The 21,243-nt window shown below is 37.2% G+C and carries 12 protein-coding genes; 8 read left to right on the forward strand and 4 right to left on the reverse strand.

Annotation, left to right across the window (positions count from 1 at the left end; translation table 11 throughout):
• Positions 1 to 25 precede the first annotated feature (25 nt).
• A complete protein-coding gene (locus GTZ96_RS06775; protein WP_161642187.1) occupies positions 26 to 733 on the reverse strand; it encodes a hypothetical protein in 708 nt (235 codons plus the stop codon).
• A 249-nt stretch (positions 734 to 982) separates the two neighbouring features.
• Positions 983 to 2,215, reverse strand: a complete 1,233-nt coding sequence (hflX, locus tag GTZ96_RS06780; protein WP_161642189.1) for a GTPase HflX — start codon at positions 2,213 to 2,215, stop codon at positions 983 to 985.
• A 144-nt stretch (positions 2,216 to 2,359) separates the two neighbouring features.
• Between hflX and GTZ96_RS06785 the strand changes: the two genes are divergently transcribed.
• The 6 genes from GTZ96_RS06785 to GTZ96_RS06810 all read left to right on the forward strand — a co-directional run bounded on the left by GTZ96_RS06785 (position 2,360) and on the right by GTZ96_RS06810 (position 12,373).
• The gene (locus GTZ96_RS06785; RefSeq protein ID WP_181033154.1) at positions 2,360 to 4,003 is read left to right on the forward strand and encodes a DUF6377 domain-containing protein; all 1,644 of its coding nucleotides are present in this window, start codon (positions 2,360 to 2,362) and stop codon (positions 4,001 to 4,003) included.
• Positions 4,004 to 4,292: 289 nt separating this feature from the next.
• On the forward strand, positions 4,293 to 6,062 hold the full coding sequence (locus GTZ96_RS06790; protein WP_161642193.1) for a glycoside hydrolase family 13 protein: 1,770 nt from the start codon (positions 4,293 to 4,295) through the stop codon (positions 6,060 to 6,062).
• Positions 6,063 to 6,262: 200 nt separating this feature from the next.
• Entirely contained in the window at positions 6,263 to 9,235 is a 2,973-nt protein-coding gene (locus GTZ96_RS06795; RefSeq protein WP_161642195.1) for a SusC/RagA family TonB-linked outer membrane protein, read from the forward strand.
• Between the two features lie 112 nt (positions 9,236 to 9,347).
• A complete protein-coding gene (locus GTZ96_RS06800) occupies positions 9,348 to 10,976 on the forward strand; it encodes a RagB/SusD family nutrient uptake outer membrane protein (RefSeq protein ID WP_207720154.1) in 1,629 nt (542 codons plus the stop codon).
• Positions 10,977 to 11,049: 73 nt separating this feature from the next.
• Positions 11,050 to 12,183, forward strand: coding sequence for a SusF/SusE family outer membrane protein (locus GTZ96_RS06805; RefSeq protein ID WP_181033155.1), 1,134 nt, complete (start codon positions 11,050 to 11,052; stop codon positions 12,181 to 12,183).
• 49 nt (positions 12,184 to 12,232) lie between these two features.
• Positions 12,233 to 12,373 carry a hypothetical protein gene (locus tag GTZ96_RS06810; RefSeq protein ID WP_181033156.1) on the forward strand — a complete coding sequence of 47 codons (141 nt, stop codon included), beginning with the start codon at positions 12,233 to 12,235 and terminating at the stop codon, positions 12,371 to 12,373.
• A 99-nt stretch (positions 12,374 to 12,472) separates the two neighbouring features.
• On the opposite strand, the gene GTZ96_RS06815 is transcribed toward GTZ96_RS06810, so the two are convergent.
• The gene (locus tag GTZ96_RS06815; RefSeq protein WP_161642201.1) at positions 12,473 to 12,949 is read right to left on the reverse strand and encodes an FKBP-type peptidyl-prolyl cis-trans isomerase; all 477 of its coding nucleotides are present in this window, start codon (positions 12,947 to 12,949) and stop codon (positions 12,473 to 12,475) included.
• A gap of 293 nt (positions 12,950 to 13,242) precedes the next feature.
• Between GTZ96_RS06815 and GTZ96_RS06820 the strand changes: the two genes are divergently transcribed.
• Both GTZ96_RS06820 and GTZ96_RS06825 read left to right on the forward strand, forming a co-directional pair.
• Positions 13,243 to 18,711 carry a rhamnogalacturonan lyase family protein gene (locus GTZ96_RS06820; protein ID WP_161642203.1) on the forward strand — a complete coding sequence of 1,823 codons (5,469 nt, stop codon included), beginning with the start codon at positions 13,243 to 13,245 and terminating at the stop codon, positions 18,709 to 18,711.
• 65 nt (positions 18,712 to 18,776) lie between these two features.
• Positions 18,777 to 19,895: a hypothetical protein gene (locus GTZ96_RS06825; protein ID WP_161642205.1), complete on the forward strand. Its 1,119-nt coding sequence runs from the start codon at positions 18,777 to 18,779 to the stop codon at positions 19,893 to 19,895.
• Here GTZ96_RS06825 and GTZ96_RS06830 read toward each other — a convergent pair.
• Positions 19,892 to 21,241 (reverse strand): DUF5689 domain-containing protein, encoded by a 1,350-nt coding sequence (locus GTZ96_RS06830; RefSeq protein WP_161642208.1) that lies wholly within the window; start codon positions 21,239 to 21,241, stop codon positions 19,892 to 19,894. The genes GTZ96_RS06825 and GTZ96_RS06830 overlap by 4 nt on opposite strands.
• Positions 21,242 to 21,243 lie beyond the last annotated feature (2 nt).

The following is a 21,243-nucleotide window of genomic DNA, read 5'->3' on the forward strand; positions in this document are numbered from 1 at the left end:
TTTTCAAAAGGGATTTTTTATAGTATCAAATTACATTCTTTTTCTGTCCAAATACAAAACGAATACCAAAACCAACATTCAACGGATAAGTCCTTGCATTGGAATAAGGCGAAAGCGGATTATCCGTAAAATGAATAGGAAATCCTAGAAGAAAATCAAAACGAAAAGCCCTAGAACCTAAGCCCAACAGAAATCCAGGTTCTACTACAAAATATTCGGAATGAATACGATCTTTAGTTGTGTTTAAATGGTTTCCCTCATAAAACAAATAACTGTTTTTTAAGCAAAATATAGCATCTCCCTTGATTCCTCCAATAATTTCACCTCCACTGATACCTGCATTGAGCTGTACAAAAGGGCGGCGAAAGTTTCCTTCATATCGCTTAGCTACATGTGTAGTATCTGTATAAGCAAAGTTAGAGCCAAAGCCAATTCCTCCTGATACATATACGTTTTTTGCAAAATATCCTGCGGCAACTTCCCCTTCATGAGAACGATAATTATTCATCCCTCCAGCATTATACATTCCCATAACACCAAAATGTTCTGTAAGAGACACAGCCCCTTTGGAAGTGAAACCCGAAGAACTTACTTCAGCTGACACATGCACTTCACCTTTATTATTGAACAATACAGGATTCACTGTGGGTGCAAAATACTTATAATTAGACGATTTACAAGATGATAAAACAATAAGACTAAAAAGCAAAATAGATTGGGACAATTTTCTCATAGTAGGTTTTTGAGTACGCCAAATATACGGCTGTTAATTAAATTTCAATAGCAATACTCAAGAAATCAATTGCAACATTAAAACGACTGCATGAGGGATGGTAGCGGTATCCTTTTGTGGAGTGCTAACGAAACAAAAGATAAAGCGAACAGCCCGACCCAGCTGGAACGCAGTGGAAGCTGGGGCATGCCAAAAAAAAATCCCTCCTGAAAAATTCAAAAGGGATTAAGTAGTTTTATTTTGAGAAAATTATTCTTTTTCTTCTTTTTCAATCGCATCCTTGTAATCAGGATACAGAAACTTATTGTATGGGAAACGGGTAATATGAATTTGCCTTACAGCTTCATAGACTCTTTCTCTAAATTCCTCAAAATTTTGTTTATTGGTTGCCGAAATAAACAAGGCATTCTCCTCACCTACACGACTCATCCAAGTAGATTTCCACTCTTCAAGTGTATAATGTTTGGTAGTTTTTTCGGTCATTAAATCGTCTTCGTCAATGGTCAAATATTGGTAAGCATCAATTTTATTAAAGACCATAATTACGGGTTTGTCCCCTGCTTTAATGTCTAATAAAATTTGGTTTACCGAAGCAATGTGATCTTCAAAATCAGGATGCGAAATATCAACCACATGCAACAACAAATCGGCTTCGCGAACCTCATCCAAAGTACTCTTGAATGAATCCACCAATTGTGTTGGTAGTTTTCGAATGAAACCTACGGTATCCGAAAGCAAGAAAGGCAAGTTCTTAATCACCACTTTTCGAACGGTAGTATCCAGTGTAGCAAACAATTTGTTTTCAACAAAAACATCACTTTTCCCAATGGCGTTCATCAAAGTTGATTTTCCCACATTGGTATAACCTACTAAAGCCACACGAACCATCGCACCTCGATTGCTGCGTTGGGTTCCCATTTGCTTATCGATAAGCTTGATTTTTTCTTTCAACAACGAAATTCTGTCCCGCACAATACGTCTATCGGTCTCAATCTCAGTTTCTCCGGGACCACGCATCCCAATACCCCCTTTTTGACGTTCTAAGTGTGTCCACAATCCTGAAAGTCTCGGCAATAAATAGATACATTGAGCCAATTCTACCTGAGTTCTTGCATAAGAAGTTTCGGCACGTTGTGCAAAAATATCCAAGATAAGATTGGTTCTATCCAGGATTTTACAATCGATAATTTTGGAGATATTTTTTTGTTGCGAAGGCGTTAATTCGTCATCAAATATGATGGTCGAAATTCCGTTTTCTTTCACATAAAGGTTTATCTCATCTATTTTTCCTGTTCCCAAAAAAGTTTTAGGATTGGGTTTATCTACTTTTTGAAAAAAACGTTTTACCACCTGACCACCTGCAGTAAAGGTCAAAAACTCTAATTCGTCAAGATACTCATTGAGTTTTTCTTCACTCTGATTTTGAGTAACAACACCAACAATGACCGTTTTTTCAAAATTTATTACTTCTTTTTCTAACATATCATATAATAAGCTGCAAATTTAATCATTTGCACGCTACTAATATCGATATCAGTTTATAAAATGAAAAACAGGAATAAGATTCGTGTTCTAAAAGTTCAAATGGATTTTTAATTATTTTTACAGGAACTAAATCCAAATAGAATGAATCGATTTTTGACATTTATCGTCTTACTGTTTCCGCTACTTCTTTTTGCCCAAAACACTATTGATTCCCTGTTGAATGATCTGGACAAAACTATTGACAATTACCAACTATATTCTAAAAAGAAAGAAAGCAAAATCAATACATTCAAGGGACTGCTGAAATATACTTCGACAGATCTCCAAAAATATGAAATTTGCGGAAAGTTATATGAAGAGTACAAATTGTATCAATCGGATTCAGCATTAAATTATGCTAAAAGAAATTTACAAATTGCAGGCACACTAAAGGATATCTCAAAAATTAAATCTGCAAAATTAAATCTGGCTTCCATCATGGGAACTTTAGGAATGTATAAGGAAGCTACGGATATCCTCCATAATATTGACATTGCATCTTCCCCCGAGCTTAAAGGTTTTTATTTTGGAGTAAACAGTACCATCTATGATTTAATGTCTGATTATACTGCTTCGCTTCAAGAAAAAAAGAACTATATTTTACTTTGTAAACAATATCGGGATTCTTGCTTATTGTCTTTTCCTGCTTCATCCAAATCAAATCTCATTTTCCAATCCAGTAAACTTGTCGAAAGCGGAAAATATGATGAAACACTTAATTTATTGCTTGATTATTTCCCTGAAATTGCCCCTGAAAATCCAGACCGGGCGATTATAGCTTATATTATTTCACTATCCTATCACGGAAAAAAAGACCGAAAAGAGGAAAAAAAATGGCTGACTATTTCGGCTATATCCGACTTACAGTTAGCCAAAAAAGAATATATCTCTCTTCGTTCTCTAGCTTTTCTAATGTATGAAGAAGGAGATATAGACCGTGCCTATAAATACATGAAACGATCTCTGGAAGACGCTATTTTCTGTAATGCCCGTCTGAGAACCTACGAAATTTCTAAGATGATTCCTATCATTAACGAAGCGTATGAAAAACAAAACGAGACCAATCGATTCCAACTGATCCTGTTTTTGGTAAGTACCAGTATCTTATCGCTGTTTCTGTTGTCAGTTTTATTGTTGCTTTTCAAACAGATGAAAAAATTATCTAAAGCGAAACAGGAAATCAGCCAGGCCAATGGCCAGCTTTCTGAACTCAACAAAGAATTGCAGCTCATTAATGAGAAGTTGAATGCCGCCAACAACACCCTTACGGAAGCCAATCTGGTAAAAGAAATTTATATAGGCCGTTATATGGATCAGTGCTCTGACTATATAGGAAAATTAGAAGGCTACCGCCGGAAACTGAATCTTATGGCGACAACCGGGAAGATAAATGATCTGGTGAGTGCCGTAAAATCAAAAGAATTTATCGAGAATGAACTCAAGGAGTTTTACACTAATTTTGACAAAACGTTTTTATCCCTTTTTCCTGGCTTTATCAAAGAGTTTTCTGCTTTACTCGTAGATGATGAAGTAACCCAATTGAAGGAAGGGGAATTGCTTAATACCGAATTAAGAATCTTCGCATTGATCCGGTTAGGCATCAAAGACAGTGCTAAAATAGCTGTTTTTCTACGTTATTCTGTATCGACAATCTATAACTATCGCTCCCAACTCAAAAATAAGGCTGTTGGATCCCGGGAAGAGTTTGAGGCCAGAGTAATGCAAATTGGAACCAATTTAAAATAATAAAAATTACTTATAAATAAGGTCTTCAGGATAAAAATAAGCCTGAAGACCTTTTTTTGCGTTCTGAAACCACCACTTTTTTTTACCAACTATTTTTTTGTAACACATTGATTTACTTATGATTGTAGTTTAAATAACAGGGTTTTAATCTACTTTTTTATAATGAGAAAAATCTGGAGCATGTAAAGCCCCTAATTTTACTTGTTCGAAATTGAAAAACATCACTAACCTGTTTTTTGTTTTTTTATGAATCGATTTCATTTAAAAACGAGAACTAAAAACCAACCAAATGAAATTACATTTTCCAAAGTGCATTGCCCTCGCTTCTCTTTGCCTGGGATTACTGTTGACAAACTCAACCACAGCACAAGAAAACAAATCAACCATAGACCGTAAATGGTGGAAAGAAGCCGTAGTGTATCAAATCTATCCACGTAGTTTTAAAGACACCGATGGTGATGGCGTAGGAGATTTAAAGGGAATCATTCAGAAATTAGATTATATCAAAAGTTTAGGGGTTGATGTCGTTTGGCTCAATCCTATTTATGGCTCTCCCAATGCTGACAATGGATATGATATTTCAGATTATAAAGCCATAATGAAGGAGTTTGGAACCATGGAAGATTTTGATGCATTATTAAAAGGAATGCACGAAAGAGGGCTGAAACTGGTCATGGATTTGGTAGTCAATCACAGTAGTGATGAACACCAATGGTTTCAGGAAAGTAGAAAATCAAGGGATAATCCGTATAGAGATTATTACCATTGGTGGCCTGCCGAAAAGGGAAAACCGGCTTTTCGTCCAGGGTCTTTTGAAGCCGATGGAAGCGGTTGGCGTTATGATAAACAAACCGATTCTTATTACCTGCATTATTTCAACTTCAAACAACCGGACTTGAACTGGGAAAACCCAAAATTGCGTCAGGAAATTTACAGTATGATGAATTGGTGGTTCCAAAAAGGAATCGACGGATTTAGAATGGACGTAATTCCGTTTATTTCAAAAGACACTACTTTCCCGGTGATTACACAGGAAGAACTGAATAAAAACTACCATGGCAGTTGGGGTGTTTATATGGCCAGCGGGCCACATTTACATGATTACCTTCAAGAAATGAATCGCGAAGTATTGAGCAAATACGATTGTATGTCATTGGCCGAAGGAGCCGGAATGCTGACTTCTACCGCTTTAAACTTTGTAGATGAAGACCGTAAAGAACTCAATATGGGGTATCATTTTGAAGGGACTGATTTGGGTTATGTCCCAGGTTATTTCAAAAAAATGGGTCCTTATTCATTAGTTAAGTTCAAAAAAATCTATTCTGATTGGGATAAAGTCTATGAAAAGAAAGGCTGGGGAACCATCTATTTAGGAAATCACGACCAGCCCCGAATGACTTCCCGTTGGGGAAATGACGTGCCGGAATTCAGAGCCGTTTCTTCAAAATTACTGACCACTTTTCTGCTTTCTATGAGAGGAACACCCTATTATTATAATGGTGACGAGATAGGAATGGTAAATGCTAAATTTAACCGAATCGAAGACTACCGTGACATTGAAACGCTGGCAGAATATGAAAAAGTAAAAATCGCCGGCGGAAACTTAAAAGAATTTATTGAAAATCAAAAAACAGGAGGAGCCAGAGATAACGGAAGAACTCCTTTTCAATGGAACAGCTCAAAAAATGGCGGATTTACAACAGGGACTCCCTGGCTAAAAGTAAATGACAACCACGTTAACCTCAATGCCGAAGCGCAGGAAAAAGACCCTAATTCGGTTTTGAATTATTTTAGAAAAATGACAAAATTGCGTAAAACAAATCCCATTCTGATTTATGGAAAATACAGCTTACTGGACAAAGACAATCCAAATATTTATGCGTATACCCGAGAATTAGATGGTAAAAAAGTATTGGTCTTACTAAATTTTTCTGCCAAAAACGCCAAAGCCAATACCGGTTTCAATATCAAAAAGGCAAAAGTCTTAATTGACAATTATGGAAGTGTTGCCAAAGATGGGTTTTTAAGACCCTATGAAGCTGTTATATACCAATTGTAAATTCCACTGAAAAGAAGAAGAAGAAGAAGTAACTTAATTATCTAAGAAAAAGAAATAATAACACTACACCTGAGATTTGGTTTAGTATTATTTACATAATTGGTGTTTTCTTCCATAACAATCTGTTTTGTGTGTCCGTAATTTCAGAACGGGACATATTTTAATATTGCTTTGAATTACTAACCAAAATTTTTATAAAAATGAAATTAACAAAACTATTTTTTGTTTGTTTTTCATCATTACTGTTTTCATTCTTGGCTCAAGCGCAAGATATAAGTGTTAATGGTTTGATAAAAGATGAAAGCGGAAAGTCCTTGCCAGGGGTAACCGTGTTACTTAAAAACACTACCAAAGGAACCATAACTGATTTTGATGGTAAATTCCAAATTAAAGCGCCTTCTAATGGTGTTTTGGTAATAAGCTATATTGGCTATGCCAACATTGAGACACCAATAAATGGAAAGAGTAGCATTACAATAACCTTAAAAGAAAGCCTTGAGGCTCTTGGTGAAGTTGTCGTAATTGGGTATGGAACACTTGACAAAAAGGAGGTTACCAGCGCCATAACCCACATTGGTTCAAAGGATTTACTCCAGATTGCAGGCAATGGAGCGCTCAATGCCATCCAGGGAAAAGTTGCCGGGTTAAGTGTCGTGAATACAGCTCCTGCCGATCCAAATTCCAGCCCTAGTCTGCAGCTTCGTGGTGTTTCCTCGCGCAATGCAGGTTTAGGTCCCTTATATGTAATTAATGGCATTCCCGGAGGAAATGTGGATAATATTAACCCAAGTGACATTGAATCAATAGATGTACTGAAAGGAGGCGCTGCCTCTGCTATTTATGGAACCCGTGGTGGAAATGGGGTTATCATTATCACTACTAAAAAAGGATCCGCTCAGTCCAAAACTTTCTATGATGGATACTTTAGTATTGATACGCCAACTAACGAAATAAAAGTGCTAAGCCCTGACCAATTTGTTGCCCACAACAGGGGTACGGACTATGGTTATAAAACCGATTGGTTTAAAGAAGTAAGAAGAGACGTAGCCTATCAACACAAACATTTTTTGAGTTTCTCAGGTGGTAATGCAAAATCAAACTATTATGCTTCATTTGATTACCGGGATGCTAACGGCCTTGACCTGCGCTCCACCAAACAAGAATATGGTGCCCGCATAAGCCTGAACCACACGTCAGCCAATGATTTGTATTCCGTATCTGTAAACATCGCTCCCCGGAAACTCCTTTATAATAGTGCCAGCTGGGATGCCTTTAAACAGGCAATTACCCTGAATCCGACACTGCCCGTTAAAGACCCTGTAAATCCTAACAATTATTTATATATTAATAATGGATTTGCCGGTGCTTATAATCCGGTTGAGGATCAGACAACAATTTTAAGTGGGGGTGAAGGCAGGTATGTTGACTGGAGCGGATCTTTCAAATTGAATATTCTTAAAAATTTGGATACCAAGGTTACTGTGGGTGAGCAGGCCAGTACATTCTATAATCATTATTTCAGACCCTCTTATAATTCCAATGCCATCAATGGAAATAATGGGAGAAATTCTGCCAATCAAGATTATTATTATGGAGACCAGAGATTCTTCGACTGGATAGGCAATTATTCCTTGCGAATGGAAAAACATACCTTTAAATTATTGGGTGGATATACTTATAATTATTTTAATACTGCTGGTTTAAATGGTGGAAATCAGAATTTCCCTTCAGACGCACTAACTTATAATAATTTGGGAACTGGCACCTATAATCTTCCTCTTCCCACAAACGGATCTTCTGGCGACTACACATTTAGAACGGTGGGCAGTTTTAAAAACGATTCAAAATTGATTGCCTTCTTTAGTCGTGTAAACTATGATTTTGACGGTAAGTATTATTTTTCTGCCAGCATTCGTCATGAAGGTTCTTCAAAAATGGGTCCACATAATAAATGGGGTAATTTTCCAGCGGTATCTGCCGGATGGAGAATTTCAAATGAACAATTTTTATCAAATGTTAAATGGATTAATGATTTGAAGCTAAGGGTTGACTATGGTGAAACCGGCAACCAGGATTTTGCCAACTATCTTTCTTTAGCGGTTTATTCCGGTTTTGGATATTATTCCTATAATGGAACCAATTATCAGGTTTGGGGCCCTAACCAAAATACAAACTATAATTTAAGATGGGAAAAAGCACAGAATTTCAATGCCGGTTTAGACTTTGAATTCTTCAATAATAAAGTGGAGGGCAGCATTAACTATTATAACAGAACTAATAAAGATTTATTGGGTTATTATAATGTACCTATACCCCCTAACGTTCAGAATAGTACTTTTGTGAATGTGGGAACCATGAAAAATTCAGGGTTGGAGCTTCAATTGAATGCCACTATTTTAAGTACTAAAGATCTTAATTATAAGGTCAGTTTTGCAGGTGCTACCAATAACAACAAGTTTGTTTCCTTTTCCAACGATATTTACCAAGGGTTGAATTATAATGACCTAGTTGATATGCCTGGCCCCGGATCTCCAGGAACAGCACAAAGGCTTCAGGAAGGAAAGCGGGTAGGTAGTTTCTACATGCTGAAATCAGCAGGTATCGATGCCACCGGAAGATTGATGGTATATGATAAAACCGGAAATATCATTCCTGGGAATCAGGCTTCATCAGCGGACAAGCAATTTGTTGGAAATGGACTTCCTAAATTTACCGGAAGTTTAGGACATTCAGTTAATTATAAAAACTTTGACCTGAGCGTATATTTTAGAGGCGCTTTTGGATATGATATATTTAATACCAAAGCATTTTATGCCGGCACGCCAGTTACCCAGGGAGGCGCTAATGTATTGGCCTCTGCTTATGGAAATGGGAAATATGCCGCACTTACTAATCCGGAAACTTATACACTTCTTTCAGATTACTTTTTGGAAAAAGGAGATTTTGTTAAGTTAGATAATGTTTCACTGGGTTACACACTAAAATCCCCCATCAAGCAAATTGAAAGTACCCGATTTTATTTTATAGGAAGAAATTTGTACACGTTTACAAAATGGACTACAGGTGACGTTGAATCTGTCAACCTAAACGGCATCACACCGGGTATCAACCCTTCTTTGTCCTACTATCCTTCCACAATACAACTTATTGTTGGACTTCAAGTTAAATTTTAAATTCTAATCCGAAGAAAAAATGAAATTCAAATATAAAAATAGAAGCAAAATAGCCATATGCAGTTTTATTGTACTGCTCTTTACGGCTGGTTGTACCACGTTAGATGAAACTTTGTACGATCGTATTACAAACCAAAATTTTTTACAAACCAAAGAAGATGTAATCAGAGACTTTTTGCGTTCCTTCGAACATGCTTATTGGACTATTCAGGGTGGCGGATTATTCTTGGCACAGGAATTACCTACCGATGAACTAATGACCCCTAACCGTAATGGTGACTGGTTTGATGGTGGTGTGTATCAACGTACTCATTATCATACCTGGACTATTCAGGATTTTTACACTAGTGATATGTGGAATGCATTATTCCAGGGAGCAAGTCTGGCCACCAATTCCATGGAGGATATTGAAAAGATTGATGCCGCCAAGTTCAATTTGACAGAAGCTGAAAAAGCTGATTTTATTGCAGAATTGAAAACCCAGAGAGCCTGGTTTCATTTAAGGGCATTTGATTTATACAGAAATATTCCGCTAATTACCAAGGTTCAGGGCGAAAGTCTTACACCTACTCAATCCACACCTCAGGAAACTTTCGATTTTATTAAAAAGGAGCTCTTAGGTGCCATCCCCGATTTACCTACCAGAGAATCTCTGGGTAGCAATGCAATCGGACGATGGACAAAAGGCGGTGCCGCAGCATTATTGGTGCGTTTGTATTTAAATGCCAAAGTATATATAGGTCAGGATAAATATACTGAATGTGCCGCTGTTTGCCAAGATATTATTGATGGTAAATATGGAACTTATGCATTAGAAAGCAGGTGGGATGCACCCTTTGATTATAACAATTCCAAGTCTGCTGAAGTTATTTTTGGCTTTCCTGGCACATTGTCACAAACACATTGGCAATATGACGGAGGTATGTATTTCTGGATGGCACCTCACCAAGCGCAAAACTTTTTTGGCTTTACCAATTTTGGCAATATGAATACCCGTTTTGCCATGCAACCCGGAAGAAATGTAGATGGTGTGGAATACACTTTCAATCTGGGGAAACCCTTTATTAAATTTCAAAAGTATCCTGACGATTTCCGTTTGAAAAAATATAAAAATTTGGGTAACAGTACCCGTGAAGGTATGTTTCTGTATGGTTATCTGCCATATCACAGTGATCCAAATAAATTAGTGAAAAGTAACAGGGGCTACACCATTTTTGCCCGTGATCAGGTGGGTTGGTTTAAAGATCTACCTCCCGGGGAAGTCCTTGAAGATAAGGAATCAAATATGAATCATGCCGATGATAACTCCGGTATTTGGCCGGCAAAGTATCCTATCTATCCAACCGGCGACCCTGGTGCAATTGCATCAGCCTATGCAGAAATTCGTTTGGCTGAAGTGTACTATTCTCTTGCAGAATGTAAGTATAGAGCCGGTGATAAACCTGGAGCCGCAACATTGTTAAATGCAGTACGAAAACGTAATTACCCAGTAGGCTCTCCAAGTTTATACGCACTCAGTGGAAGCCAATTAACCGATCAGGAAATGCTGGATGAGTGGGGAAGAGAGTTTTTAGTAGAAGGACGTCGTCGTACAGATTTAATCCGCTGGGGTGTATTCAATACAGGAACCTGGTGGGATAAGCAACCCGATGCTGATAATCATACTCAAATTTATCCCATTGGTCAGAATGTCATAAGAATATCCCCACAGTTGAACCAAAACCCTGGATATGATGATTAAAATATTTAATAACAATCAAATTTTAAATCAAATGCGCAAAGTAATCACATTTAGCATGAACTTAAAAAGAACTATGAATACAAAGAACATCGTTTCTTGTTTCATGATTATTGCTTTATTCTGTTTAGCCTCGTGCGAAAAAGAATTAGACGCTCCTGTGCCTTTTGCCTTCGAATCAGGTGTTCTTTCCACTTCAAAAACGGAAGTAGTTATAAATGCAGCCGACCCTACCGGAGAAGCTGTTACATATTCATGGAGTGCTTTTAAAAATTCATTGATAAACAATGTCCTAATTCTAACTGCTGACGGTAAGACAGACACTATAAACAATATTGCAGCGAATACAGATAATAAATTATTGAAAAATTCTGAGCTAAATACCATACTTCTCGATAGCCTCGGTTTGACAGTTGGAGTGGCTACAGATTTAAAAGCAGTCTTAGTTGCTACTAATACTACTACAGGGGAATCAGCAACTTCAAATGCGGTTACCATAAAAGTTACTCCTGCTGCTAAAGGCGCAGCTTATGCCAAGTTATGGATTGTAGGTGATGCCACACCAAGTGGTTGGGATGTGGGTAACCCAAGGGAATTTACGAAGGATGTGGATAATGATTTCCAATTTAAATACTATGAAGTGTTAACAGCTGGTGAATTTAAAATCGCTACAGCCCTAGGTAGCTGGGGAGTCGATTGGTTAATGCCACCAACCTCCCATCCGTCTATAACCAGTACAGCAGTTACATTAATTCCTGGTGGAAACCCAGATAATAAATGGCTGATAACCAACTCTGGGCCATATAAAATTTTACTGAATATAAGTCCAAGCCCTTTTATTCACATTGTCCCATTCACTCCCTACCCAACTGTATCTATAGTAGGCGATGCAACTGCAGGCGGATGGGATATTAATAAAGCAAGAGTGATGACTCAAGACGTAAATTCTCCATGGATATTTATCTGGACAGGGGCATTGGGTTCGTCAGGAGAAGGCGCGTTTAAATTCCCTCTCGACTATGGAAACTGGGGTGGTAGTTTCATCATGGCACCGGTAGCCAGTTCAAGGCTTACGACAACCAAAATTGTAATTAATGAAGCAGGCACATCATATCCTGATAATAAATTCGTAGTGAAACCAGGTGAGGAAGGTACTTACACAATTACTATCAATCAATTGTATGAAACAATAAGCATTGTAAAACAATAACAAGGTCAAATAGTATACCCGAGAATTAGACGGGAAAAAAGTATTGGTCTTGCTAAATTTTTCTGCCAAAAAAGCCAAAGCCAATACCGGTTTCAATATCAAAAAGGCAAAAGTGTTGATTAACAATTATGGCAGTGTTGCCAAAGATGGGTTTTTAAGACCCTATGAAGCCGTTATATACCAATTGTAATCATAATTGCACTAGACTTTTCTTTCCATAAAAATGCCCCCAAATAGTGTCTAACTTTTTGGGGGCATACTAATTGTTTGTAGCTTTTTTAGCAAAAAACTAATTTACCGATATCAATTTTACTTCAAAAATAAGTACTGAACCTCCGGGAATACTTGCATAATCACTTCCTCCATATCCTAACTTAGCAGGAATAACCAGTAAGGCACTACCTCCTTCTTTTAGATACGAAATTCCTTCAGTCCAACCTTTGACAACCTGATTTAAACCAAAAGAAATTCCTTTTTCGTCACTTTGATCGAATACTTTTCCATCCATAAAATAACCTTTGTAAGCCACGGTTACATTAGACTCAGGTGTTGCTTGAGCTCCGGTTCCTGGATTATTGATTACATAGTACAATCCAGATTCACTTTTAGTTCCTTTTAATCCTTTTTTAGCAACATATTCTTCAATTTGCTTTTCGTTTTTAGCAACATAAGGAATCTCGCTTGGTGCTTCGCTGGTATTGTTGCTTTCTTTTTTACAAGAAATAAAAAGAGTCATAATCAATAATGCCGATAATACATGTTTCATAGTAAATTATATTTTAAGAGAAGCCAAATATAGTAAAATCAAGCTTTTATTTTAAAAATTATCCGTCCTCAAAAAAAATACCATCATTAAACAAATCCGCATAAAAACCAAACCCTTACTTAAATGATGCATTCTTAAAGTCAAAACCAGAAAATTTAAAACACCTTATTTTCTTACACCAAATACAACTAACCTGCTTTAATTTCAGGACAGCACAAGACACCACAGGATACTAATTGAGTGACAGCTAATTAAATTTACCTCCTGACTATTAACCAATAACCAAATTATTTATGATTAGAAAAACTACTTTTTCTTCTCATCGACTGCGCCTTAAAATCAGCTTGTCGATGTGTTTTCTGTTCAGTTGCCTATCCTCTTTTGCCCAGCAATGGACAATACTTGGCAATGAACAAGCGATCTCTTCAGTGAGTTCCTCTTATACCAGCATTGCAGTGGTAAAAATCGGAACCAATTTTATTCCTTATGTTGCGTTTACAGAGAGTGGAGTGCCAAAGGTTAAAAAGCGTTTAACCGATGGAACTTGGGAGCAAGTCGGTGCAAACCTTGCTACTAATGCCTCTTACACTAAGATTTATTCCAACTCAATTGGCGAACTGTTCGTTGCTTACATCGATTTTTCGGCAGGTTCTAAATTAGCCTTAAAAAAGTATGACTATGTTACCAGAACCTGGAATGCTTTGAATGAAGACAACACCAACCTGTATGTTTCTACAGGAAATGCTAACGGTATGAGTGCTGTGAGTCAGTATAGTTCAACCCACCGTTGTTCTATAGCATTTGATTCATTCAACGTCCCTTACGTTGCTTTTAGCGAGGCAGGGATGTTACCTTATGTTAAAAAATTCAATGGAACTGCATGGGAAACTGTTGGTTCCGGTGCTGTTCCGGGAGGATTTGGTGCAGCGGTTAGTTTAGCAATTGATGCAAATGACAAGCCCTGGTTAACATACTTAAGCTTAACTGCGGCTAACTCCACTACAGGTACCGTTGCGCTTTATGGATACAATGGTACTGCCTGGACAGCGGTAACTATTCCAACGCCTATGTCAGGCCGCCATACTAATATTGCAATTAAAGATGCTAATACGCTTTGTATCGCCTATTTCAATACTGGTAACACAAATAGAGCGACAGCTATTTTATACAACAAATCAACCAATACCTGGGGAACTGCCGCTACTCTTGCCTCTAGAGACTCCCCTAATATTAGCTTAATCAATGATAATGCAGGTAATGTATATTGTTCTTTTATTGATTATACTTCTACGACAAATGTATTTCCAACCCGAGTGCGTTTTCTGGCAGCAGGAAGCACAACGTGGACTGAATTGAAAGACCCAGCTGTTATCAGAGGTATAGACGAACCAACAGGCTCGCCTTCGATTGCCATAGGTAACGCACCCTATCCTTATGTTGTTTATACTAAAACAAATTCAAACAGTATAACTACTCCTATTGTTAGAATGTATACTCCGCCGCCGCCGCCCGCTGAACTTACTACTAACAACATAACTAATATAAGCACTACAACAGCAGTAGCCGGAGGCAATATTACCTCTGATGGAGGAGCAGCAATAAGCCAAAGAGGAGTTGTCTATAGTAACTCTAATTCAAGTCCTACTACTGCAGATACCAAAGTTGTAGCTACTACAACTGGCTCGGGTTCTTTTTCTGTAACTCTTACAGGACTTACTCCAGCAACTTTTTATTATGTAAGAGCTTATGCAATTAATAGTGCTGGTACCTCTTATGGAAATACCGTTAGATTAAGCAGTCTACCAGTGGCTGATGCAGTAGTAACAACACCTAAACAGGTAGAATTTCTAACAAGAGGTCTTGTAGCAATACAAAAAACAAGTAGTTCTGTATTTCTGAGTTGGCGTTTACTAGGTAATGATCCTTCAAGTATTGCGTTTAATGTATATCGCAATGGAGTAAAAGTTAATGCTACTCCAATTACAACCTCTACTAATTATTTAGATGCCACTACTACTCCAAACAACAATTATAGTATTACTACAATTATAAACGGAGTTGAAAGTGAACAAACCAGCCCAACAAAAGTATGGGCACTCAATACTTTTAATAGTGGCCGTAATAATAAATTATCTATCCCTATTCAAATGCCTGCCGGAGGTACTTTACCTGATGGACAGAGCTATACTTATACCGCCAATGATTCCTCTGTTGGAGATGTTGATGGAGACGGAGTTTACGAAATTATTTTGAAATGGGATCCTACTGCGGTGAATGACAATGCAGGTGGTTATAGCGGAAAACAAATCTTCGATTGCTACAGACTAGATGGAACAAGACTTTGGCGCATTGACCTTGGGATCAACGTAAACGCAGGGCCACATTACAACCAATTTATGGTATACGATTTTGATGGAGACGGAAAAGCTGAGATGATTCTAAAAACCGCTGACGGTACCGTTGACGGCGTAGGAAACGTAATTGGTAATGCTGCTGTTGACTATCGTAATTCTGCTGGATGGGTACAACAAGGACCTGAATTCCTAACTGTTTTTAACGGATTAACAGGTGCTGCTATGGCAACGGTAAACTATCAACCCACTCGTGATAATGTAGCTGACTGGGGAGATACTTATGGAAACCGTCAGGATCGTTTTGTATCGGCTGTTGCCTATCTTGATGGTGCAAGACCAAGTATTATTGTTGGTCGTGGTTATTACAATCGATTAACACGTGCAGCCTACAATTGGAGAAATGGACAACTTACTATGCTATGGAAATTTGACAGTAAAGACCCTACTCATCCAGAATACAATTCTTATTCCGGTCAAGGTAATCACCAAATGACAATAGGCGATGTAGATGGAGATGGTAAAGACGAAATTATCAATGGTTCTAGCGCCATAAACGATGACGGAAAACCGCTTTGGACTTATGGTATGGGACATGGTGATGCCTTACACATGACTGATATGGATTTAGATCGCCCTGGACAGGAAATCTGGATTAATTTAGAATCCCCTGGTTCTTATGATGGTTTGGGCTTAAGACAATACGATGCCAAAACAGGACAAACGAATTGGGGAATTGCTACTACTGGCGACGTAGGTCGTTCTATGGCTGCTGATATTGATCCTTATTTTAAAGGTTATGAAATGTGGGGTTCTTCAGGTGATAACACCTATGATGTAAAAGGAAATCCTATCAGTACTAACAAACCATCTTACAACTTTGGAATTTGGTGGGATGGCGATTTAGGTCGTGAATTATTAGATGGTAACGTAATGGACAAATGGAATCCTACAACAAAAAGTCAGAGCCGTTTGTTTACTATTTACCAAGCCTATCCTGTTTCTTCTAACAATAGTACTAAGAAAAACCCTTGCTTACAAGCAGATATATTAGGTGACTGGAGAGAAGAAATAATATTCCGTACATCGGACAATACTGAACTTGTGATTTTTACCACAGACACACCTACTACATATCGTATCCCAACATTGATGCACGATCCACAATATCGTACTGCAATTGCTTGGCAAAATTCGGCTTACAATCAGCCGCCTAATACGAGTTATTACATTGGGTATGATATGGATGTAAACAATATTCCAACAGCAAAAATTGCAGTGGTTGACGTTGTAGCTCCAAAGGTTACAGCTATTAACAGACTTACACCTACCTCTGAAAAAAATAATGCAACAACCGTTACGTATCGTGTTACTTTTTCTGAAAACGTGAGCGGAGTTGACGTTGCTGATTTTGCATTTAATACAACCGGAAATGTTGCTGGAACTATTGCATCAGTAAGTCCTGTTACTAATGCTTCATTTGATGTAACTGTAAATAACATTAGTGGCGATGGTACACTTCGCTTAGATGTAAATAACAGCGGTACTGGAATTGCTGATGGAGCAAATAATGCTATAGCAGAAGGTTTTACAAACGGTGAAATCTATACTTTCGACCATACCAATCCAACTTTAACTATTACAACTATTAGCTCAAGCAATGCTAAGCCTATTTTTGCAAAAGAAGCTGACACTGTTACATTAAACTTTGAAGCTTCTGAAAGCATAACTAATTTAGAAGCAACAATTGCCGGACACGCTGTTACAACAACTGATCTTGGAAGCAATAAATTTAATGCCACTTACCAATTGACAAATACGGATACTGAAGGTATAATTCCTTTTACTATTCAGTTTAAAGATCAAGTAGGCAATACAGGAATCCCGGTTAGCGCTACTACTGATGCAAAAACAATTGTATTCGACCGCACTGTACCAACATTGCCATCTGTTCAGTTATCGTCCAATAATATCAATTCTGCTTATGCAAAAGAAGGAGACGTTATTTCTTTGAGCTTTACTGCATCAGAAACTATTGAAACTCCAGCGGTAGTAATAGCTGGACATGCTGTCTCAATAACTGATCTTGGAAGTAATAATTATATTGCTACTTACCAATTGACAAATACGGATACTGAAGGTTCAGTTGGTTTTACAATTGATTTCACGGATCCTGCTGGTAATATAGGTTCGAAAGTTACAACTGCAACCAATAGTATTACTTATGATCGTACAAATCCATCTATCACTACTCCAACTGATCTTAACATTAGTTCAAATAATGGAAGTTGTGAAGCTACAAAAGTAGTTTTAGGTACTGCATCAACAAACGATACTAATACAGTTGAAACAACAAATGACGCACCAAGCATTTTCCCTGTAGGAACTACAACTGTTATCTGGATAGCTAAAGATGCAGCAGGCAACAGCAATACAGCTACTCAAAAAGTAACCATAATCGATTCACAAAAACCTTTGATTAGCAATTCATCGTCGCAATCGTTCTGTTATAACGGAAGTACGTATACCATTCCAACATTATCTGCTACAGACAATTGTGGTATTGCTTCGATTAGCTACATCATAAACGGAGCTACTTCAAGAAGCGGTAATGGCAATGATGCAAGCGGAATCTTTAATGTAGGAGTTTCTACAATTACATGGACCGTTTCGGATATTCATAACAATCAATCAACGGTTAACAGCACTGTTACCGTTAATGCAGCTGTTTCTGTAACAATTAATGATATCTATGCCGTTAATCAGGCTACCGATAACAAGAATACGTTATACATTGGTTACGGACCGTCGTCATTAAAACTGACAGCAAAACCTAATGGTGGTTCAGGCTCATTTGGCTTCAAATGGAGCACAGGAGAAACAACACCATCTATTAATGCAAGTACGGCAGGAACTTACAGCGTAGTCATTACTGATGCTCAAGGTTGTACCACAAACACTTCAGCAGCTATCAACGTAATAGATGTAAGCTGTGGTAACAACAAAGACAAGGTGATGATTTGTCACAATGGAACTTCCATTTGCGTAGCTTCATCAGCTGTTCAAGCACACCTAAATCACGGTGATAACATAGGAGCTTGTGGAACATATAGTAAAGTAGCAAAATCTCCTATTCTTGAAACAACTAGCTCAGTTGAATCTGGACTTTCTGTTTATCCTAATCCAACTTCGGGCTCGTTCTCAATACAAATTAACAGTTTGACATCTGGAAAAGCGACAATAAATATTGTAACTATAAATGGGCAAATTGTAGAACAACGTGATGTTGTATTAACAGAAGGAATTCAATCCTTTTCGTTTAATATCTCTGGAAAAGCATCAGGAGTATACTTAATAAAAGTGAGTGGTATTGAAGGTGTTAATACACAGAATTTGATCCTTCAAAATTAATTATTAATTTAGCAATAAGGCGGCTCGTAACATAAGTTTGCGAGCCGCTTTTTTTTAATAAAACCATGAAAAACAAGTCTTTAATTTTAGTTTTTATCATCGTCTTTTTTGTGTCTTCATTCACAAAATCTGGAGAGCTTTTGGCGCACATTGACAAGATACTTTACCTGCAAAGTAAAATTGGAGAAAGAACATTAGTATTAAAAATCAAATGTTACGATGAGTCTACTGTTCGTTATATGAACTATTATTTTGAGGACGATAAAATGGACCATTATCTGGAAGGGAATCTTATTGGAAATGTCTGGCAATTCAATCCAATTGACAATCAAAATGGGGCAAGAAATTTAGTTATAAAGGAAGATAAAAATGGGAGTTGGAAAGGATTTTGGCGTGAAGGTTCCAATAAAAAAATAGATCTTATTCTCAATCCTATCTTTATTAATCCAGATTCAAAATATAATTCTTATTCCAAAAACAGAGAATTAGATCCTTACGATGCTTATAAAATTTCAATACTAAATTTAGAAAAAATAAAAACCGAAAAAGTTTCTAAAAATTTCAACCTGGACTGGTATTTAGAAAAAGAATCCGGAATTACTTTTTTTAGATTACACAATGAAAACAAAAAAACAAGCTGTGACAGTATCAACAATGTTTTGGAATCCTTGCAACTATCAATCATTCATGACTACTATCGTTTTAACCCAAACAGAAACAGCCTAAACATTCAATCGGAAATTTTATATTTAAACGAAGCTTTAATCAGTTTTAAAATTATTTCAAATAGTACTTTTAAAACTCAAACCCCAGTAAAAACACAGCAATTACTTTGCTTAAACCTTCAGAATGGGCAACAAATTGATTTGGAAAGCTTAGTTTGGTTTGACGAAAAAAATCCCAAACCAGATACAAACGATGTTGCGCAAACTTATGAATATCGAAAAAAAGTTTTTGCTCCTAAAGTCTTTTCGATATTAAACGAATTGTATCTGCAACAAATGCAAACCAGTGATTGTAATATAAATAAGGAAGCCACATGGGCTTTGCCTAATTTTGCACTAACAAAACAAGGCATATTATTCTGTTTTTCTCATACCCCTATTTGTAATTTTATGGATTGGGCAATAATTCCATATAAAAAATTAGCACCCTATCTTGAAAAGAAATACCAACTAAACTAATCCCCATAAATTTGTACATCATCTACTTGAAAAGCGCCATCCAAGGCTAAATTTCTCCCAGAACCGATGTATTTAAAAGCAATATTGATTTTTCCTTTATAACTAGACAAATCTATAGCTCCCGAACCAACAAACTCATTCCAGGGCGTAGCCTGAGTTGGAATTTTTGCAGAAACCCGAGTCCAGGTTGCTGTATTAATATGAAGTCCGTCAAAATTAGTAGAGACATAAACTTCAATGGTATTTAACGGAGAATCTACATCAAGATGGTCTTGAGCAGTTCTAAACGAAAGACTTTCCTTAGTGTGTAAATCCATATCAATTTTTGGGGTAATTAACCAAACAATATTCGACGCCACCTTAGTTCCCGTTATAGCGAATTCAGCATAACCATTTGTCGAAGAAATACCCCCTTTCCAAACAATTGCACCCGCTTGTATAATATTACTCCAACCCGGCAAATTCAAATTAGAACCATCAGCAACAGATTGAAAATCTTCAACAAAAAAAGGAATATTGCGCTTTCCCGGCATACTAACATCCGTTTCTTTCCTGACAACCAACTGATAATCGGTAGCATATTTAGTCAGCACCCCTCGCACTTTCCCACTTCCATTTGGCACCATGCTTTTTGAAAAATCGGCAAAACTACTGGTTCTAAAAATCAATTGATTTCCATTTTTGTCTACCAAATTCCAATTGGTCGCTCCGCCCACATCATTTGTTTCTTCATAATAATGACGACCGATGGCTGGTTCTGTAAACTGCACATTGCTCAATTCAATCAGTGTGTTTAAATGACTATCGTTAATTTCACCTAAATCAATCGAACGAACCAATTGCTCTTCTTTCACATTGGTACAGGAAGCATGCAACACCTTTTTATAATCATTTTGCGAAAGTCGCCCTACTCCGCCTTGGTTAAAAGCATTGACATACAATCCGCCAATTCTCAAACCACCATAATACAAATCGGTGTACTGATTCTTTAATTTCACATATACCTTATTCCCCACGCGATAATCAACATACAAATTAGTTGCATCTATGGGAACGCTAAATCCTACTGCCGGATTTGTGGCTGTAGCCAAGGTTTGAAACGAAATTGTTTTAAAGAAATTACCGTTTTCATCACTCGAAACCACATAGGCTTCAATCACATCATCATAAGGATATTGAGCTACAATTTCGGCTGCCGTTTTTTGAACATTAGCCACTGTTTTGTTTACCGGAATATCGGGCTGATTACAACTTAGCTTCGGAATCTCCGTTTCATTATTTGCACAAGCACCAAAAACCAGCAAGAATATCATCATTAAAAAAAATTGAAAAGTATAATTTTTCATAA

The organism is Flavobacterium undicola (assembly GCF_009909155.2).
GTDB classification, from domain to species: Bacteria; Bacteroidota; Bacteroidia; order Flavobacteriales; family Flavobacteriaceae; genus Flavobacterium; species Flavobacterium undicola.

Bases quoted from the DNA above. Each gene is read 5' to 3' on its own strand.
- GTZ96_RS06775 (WP_161642187.1), bottom strand. From the start codon at position 733: ATGAGAAAATTGTCCCAATCTATTTTGCTTTTTAGTCTTATTGTTTTA.
- hflX (WP_161642189.1), bottom strand. From the start codon at position 2,215: ATGTTAGAAAAAGAAGTAATAAATTTTGAAAAAACGGTCATTGTTGGT.
- GTZ96_RS06785 (WP_181033154.1), top strand. From the start codon at position 2,360: ATGAATCGATTTTTGACATTTATCGTCTTACTGTTTCCGCTACTTCTT.
- GTZ96_RS06790 (WP_161642193.1), top strand. From the start codon at position 4,293: ATGAAATTACATTTTCCAAAGTGCATTGCCCTCGCTTCTCTTTGCCTG.
- GTZ96_RS06795 (WP_161642195.1), top strand. From the start codon at position 6,263: ATGAAATTAACAAAACTATTTTTTGTTTGTTTTTCATCATTACTGTTT.
- GTZ96_RS06805 (WP_181033155.1), top strand. From the start codon at position 11,050: ATGAATACAAAGAACATCGTTTCTTGTTTCATGATTATTGCTTTATTC.
- GTZ96_RS06815 (WP_161642201.1), bottom strand. From the start codon at position 12,949: ATGAAACATGTATTATCGGCATTATTGATTATGACTCTTTTTATTTCT.
- GTZ96_RS06820 (WP_161642203.1), top strand. From the start codon at position 13,243: ATGATTAGAAAAACTACTTTTTCTTCTCATCGACTGCGCCTTAAAATC.
- GTZ96_RS06825 (WP_161642205.1), top strand. From the start codon at position 18,777: ATGAAAAACAAGTCTTTAATTTTAGTTTTTATCATCGTCTTTTTTGTG.
- GTZ96_RS06830 (WP_161642208.1), bottom strand. From the start codon at position 21,241: ATGAAAAATTATACTTTTCAATTTTTTTTAATGATGATATTCTTGCTG.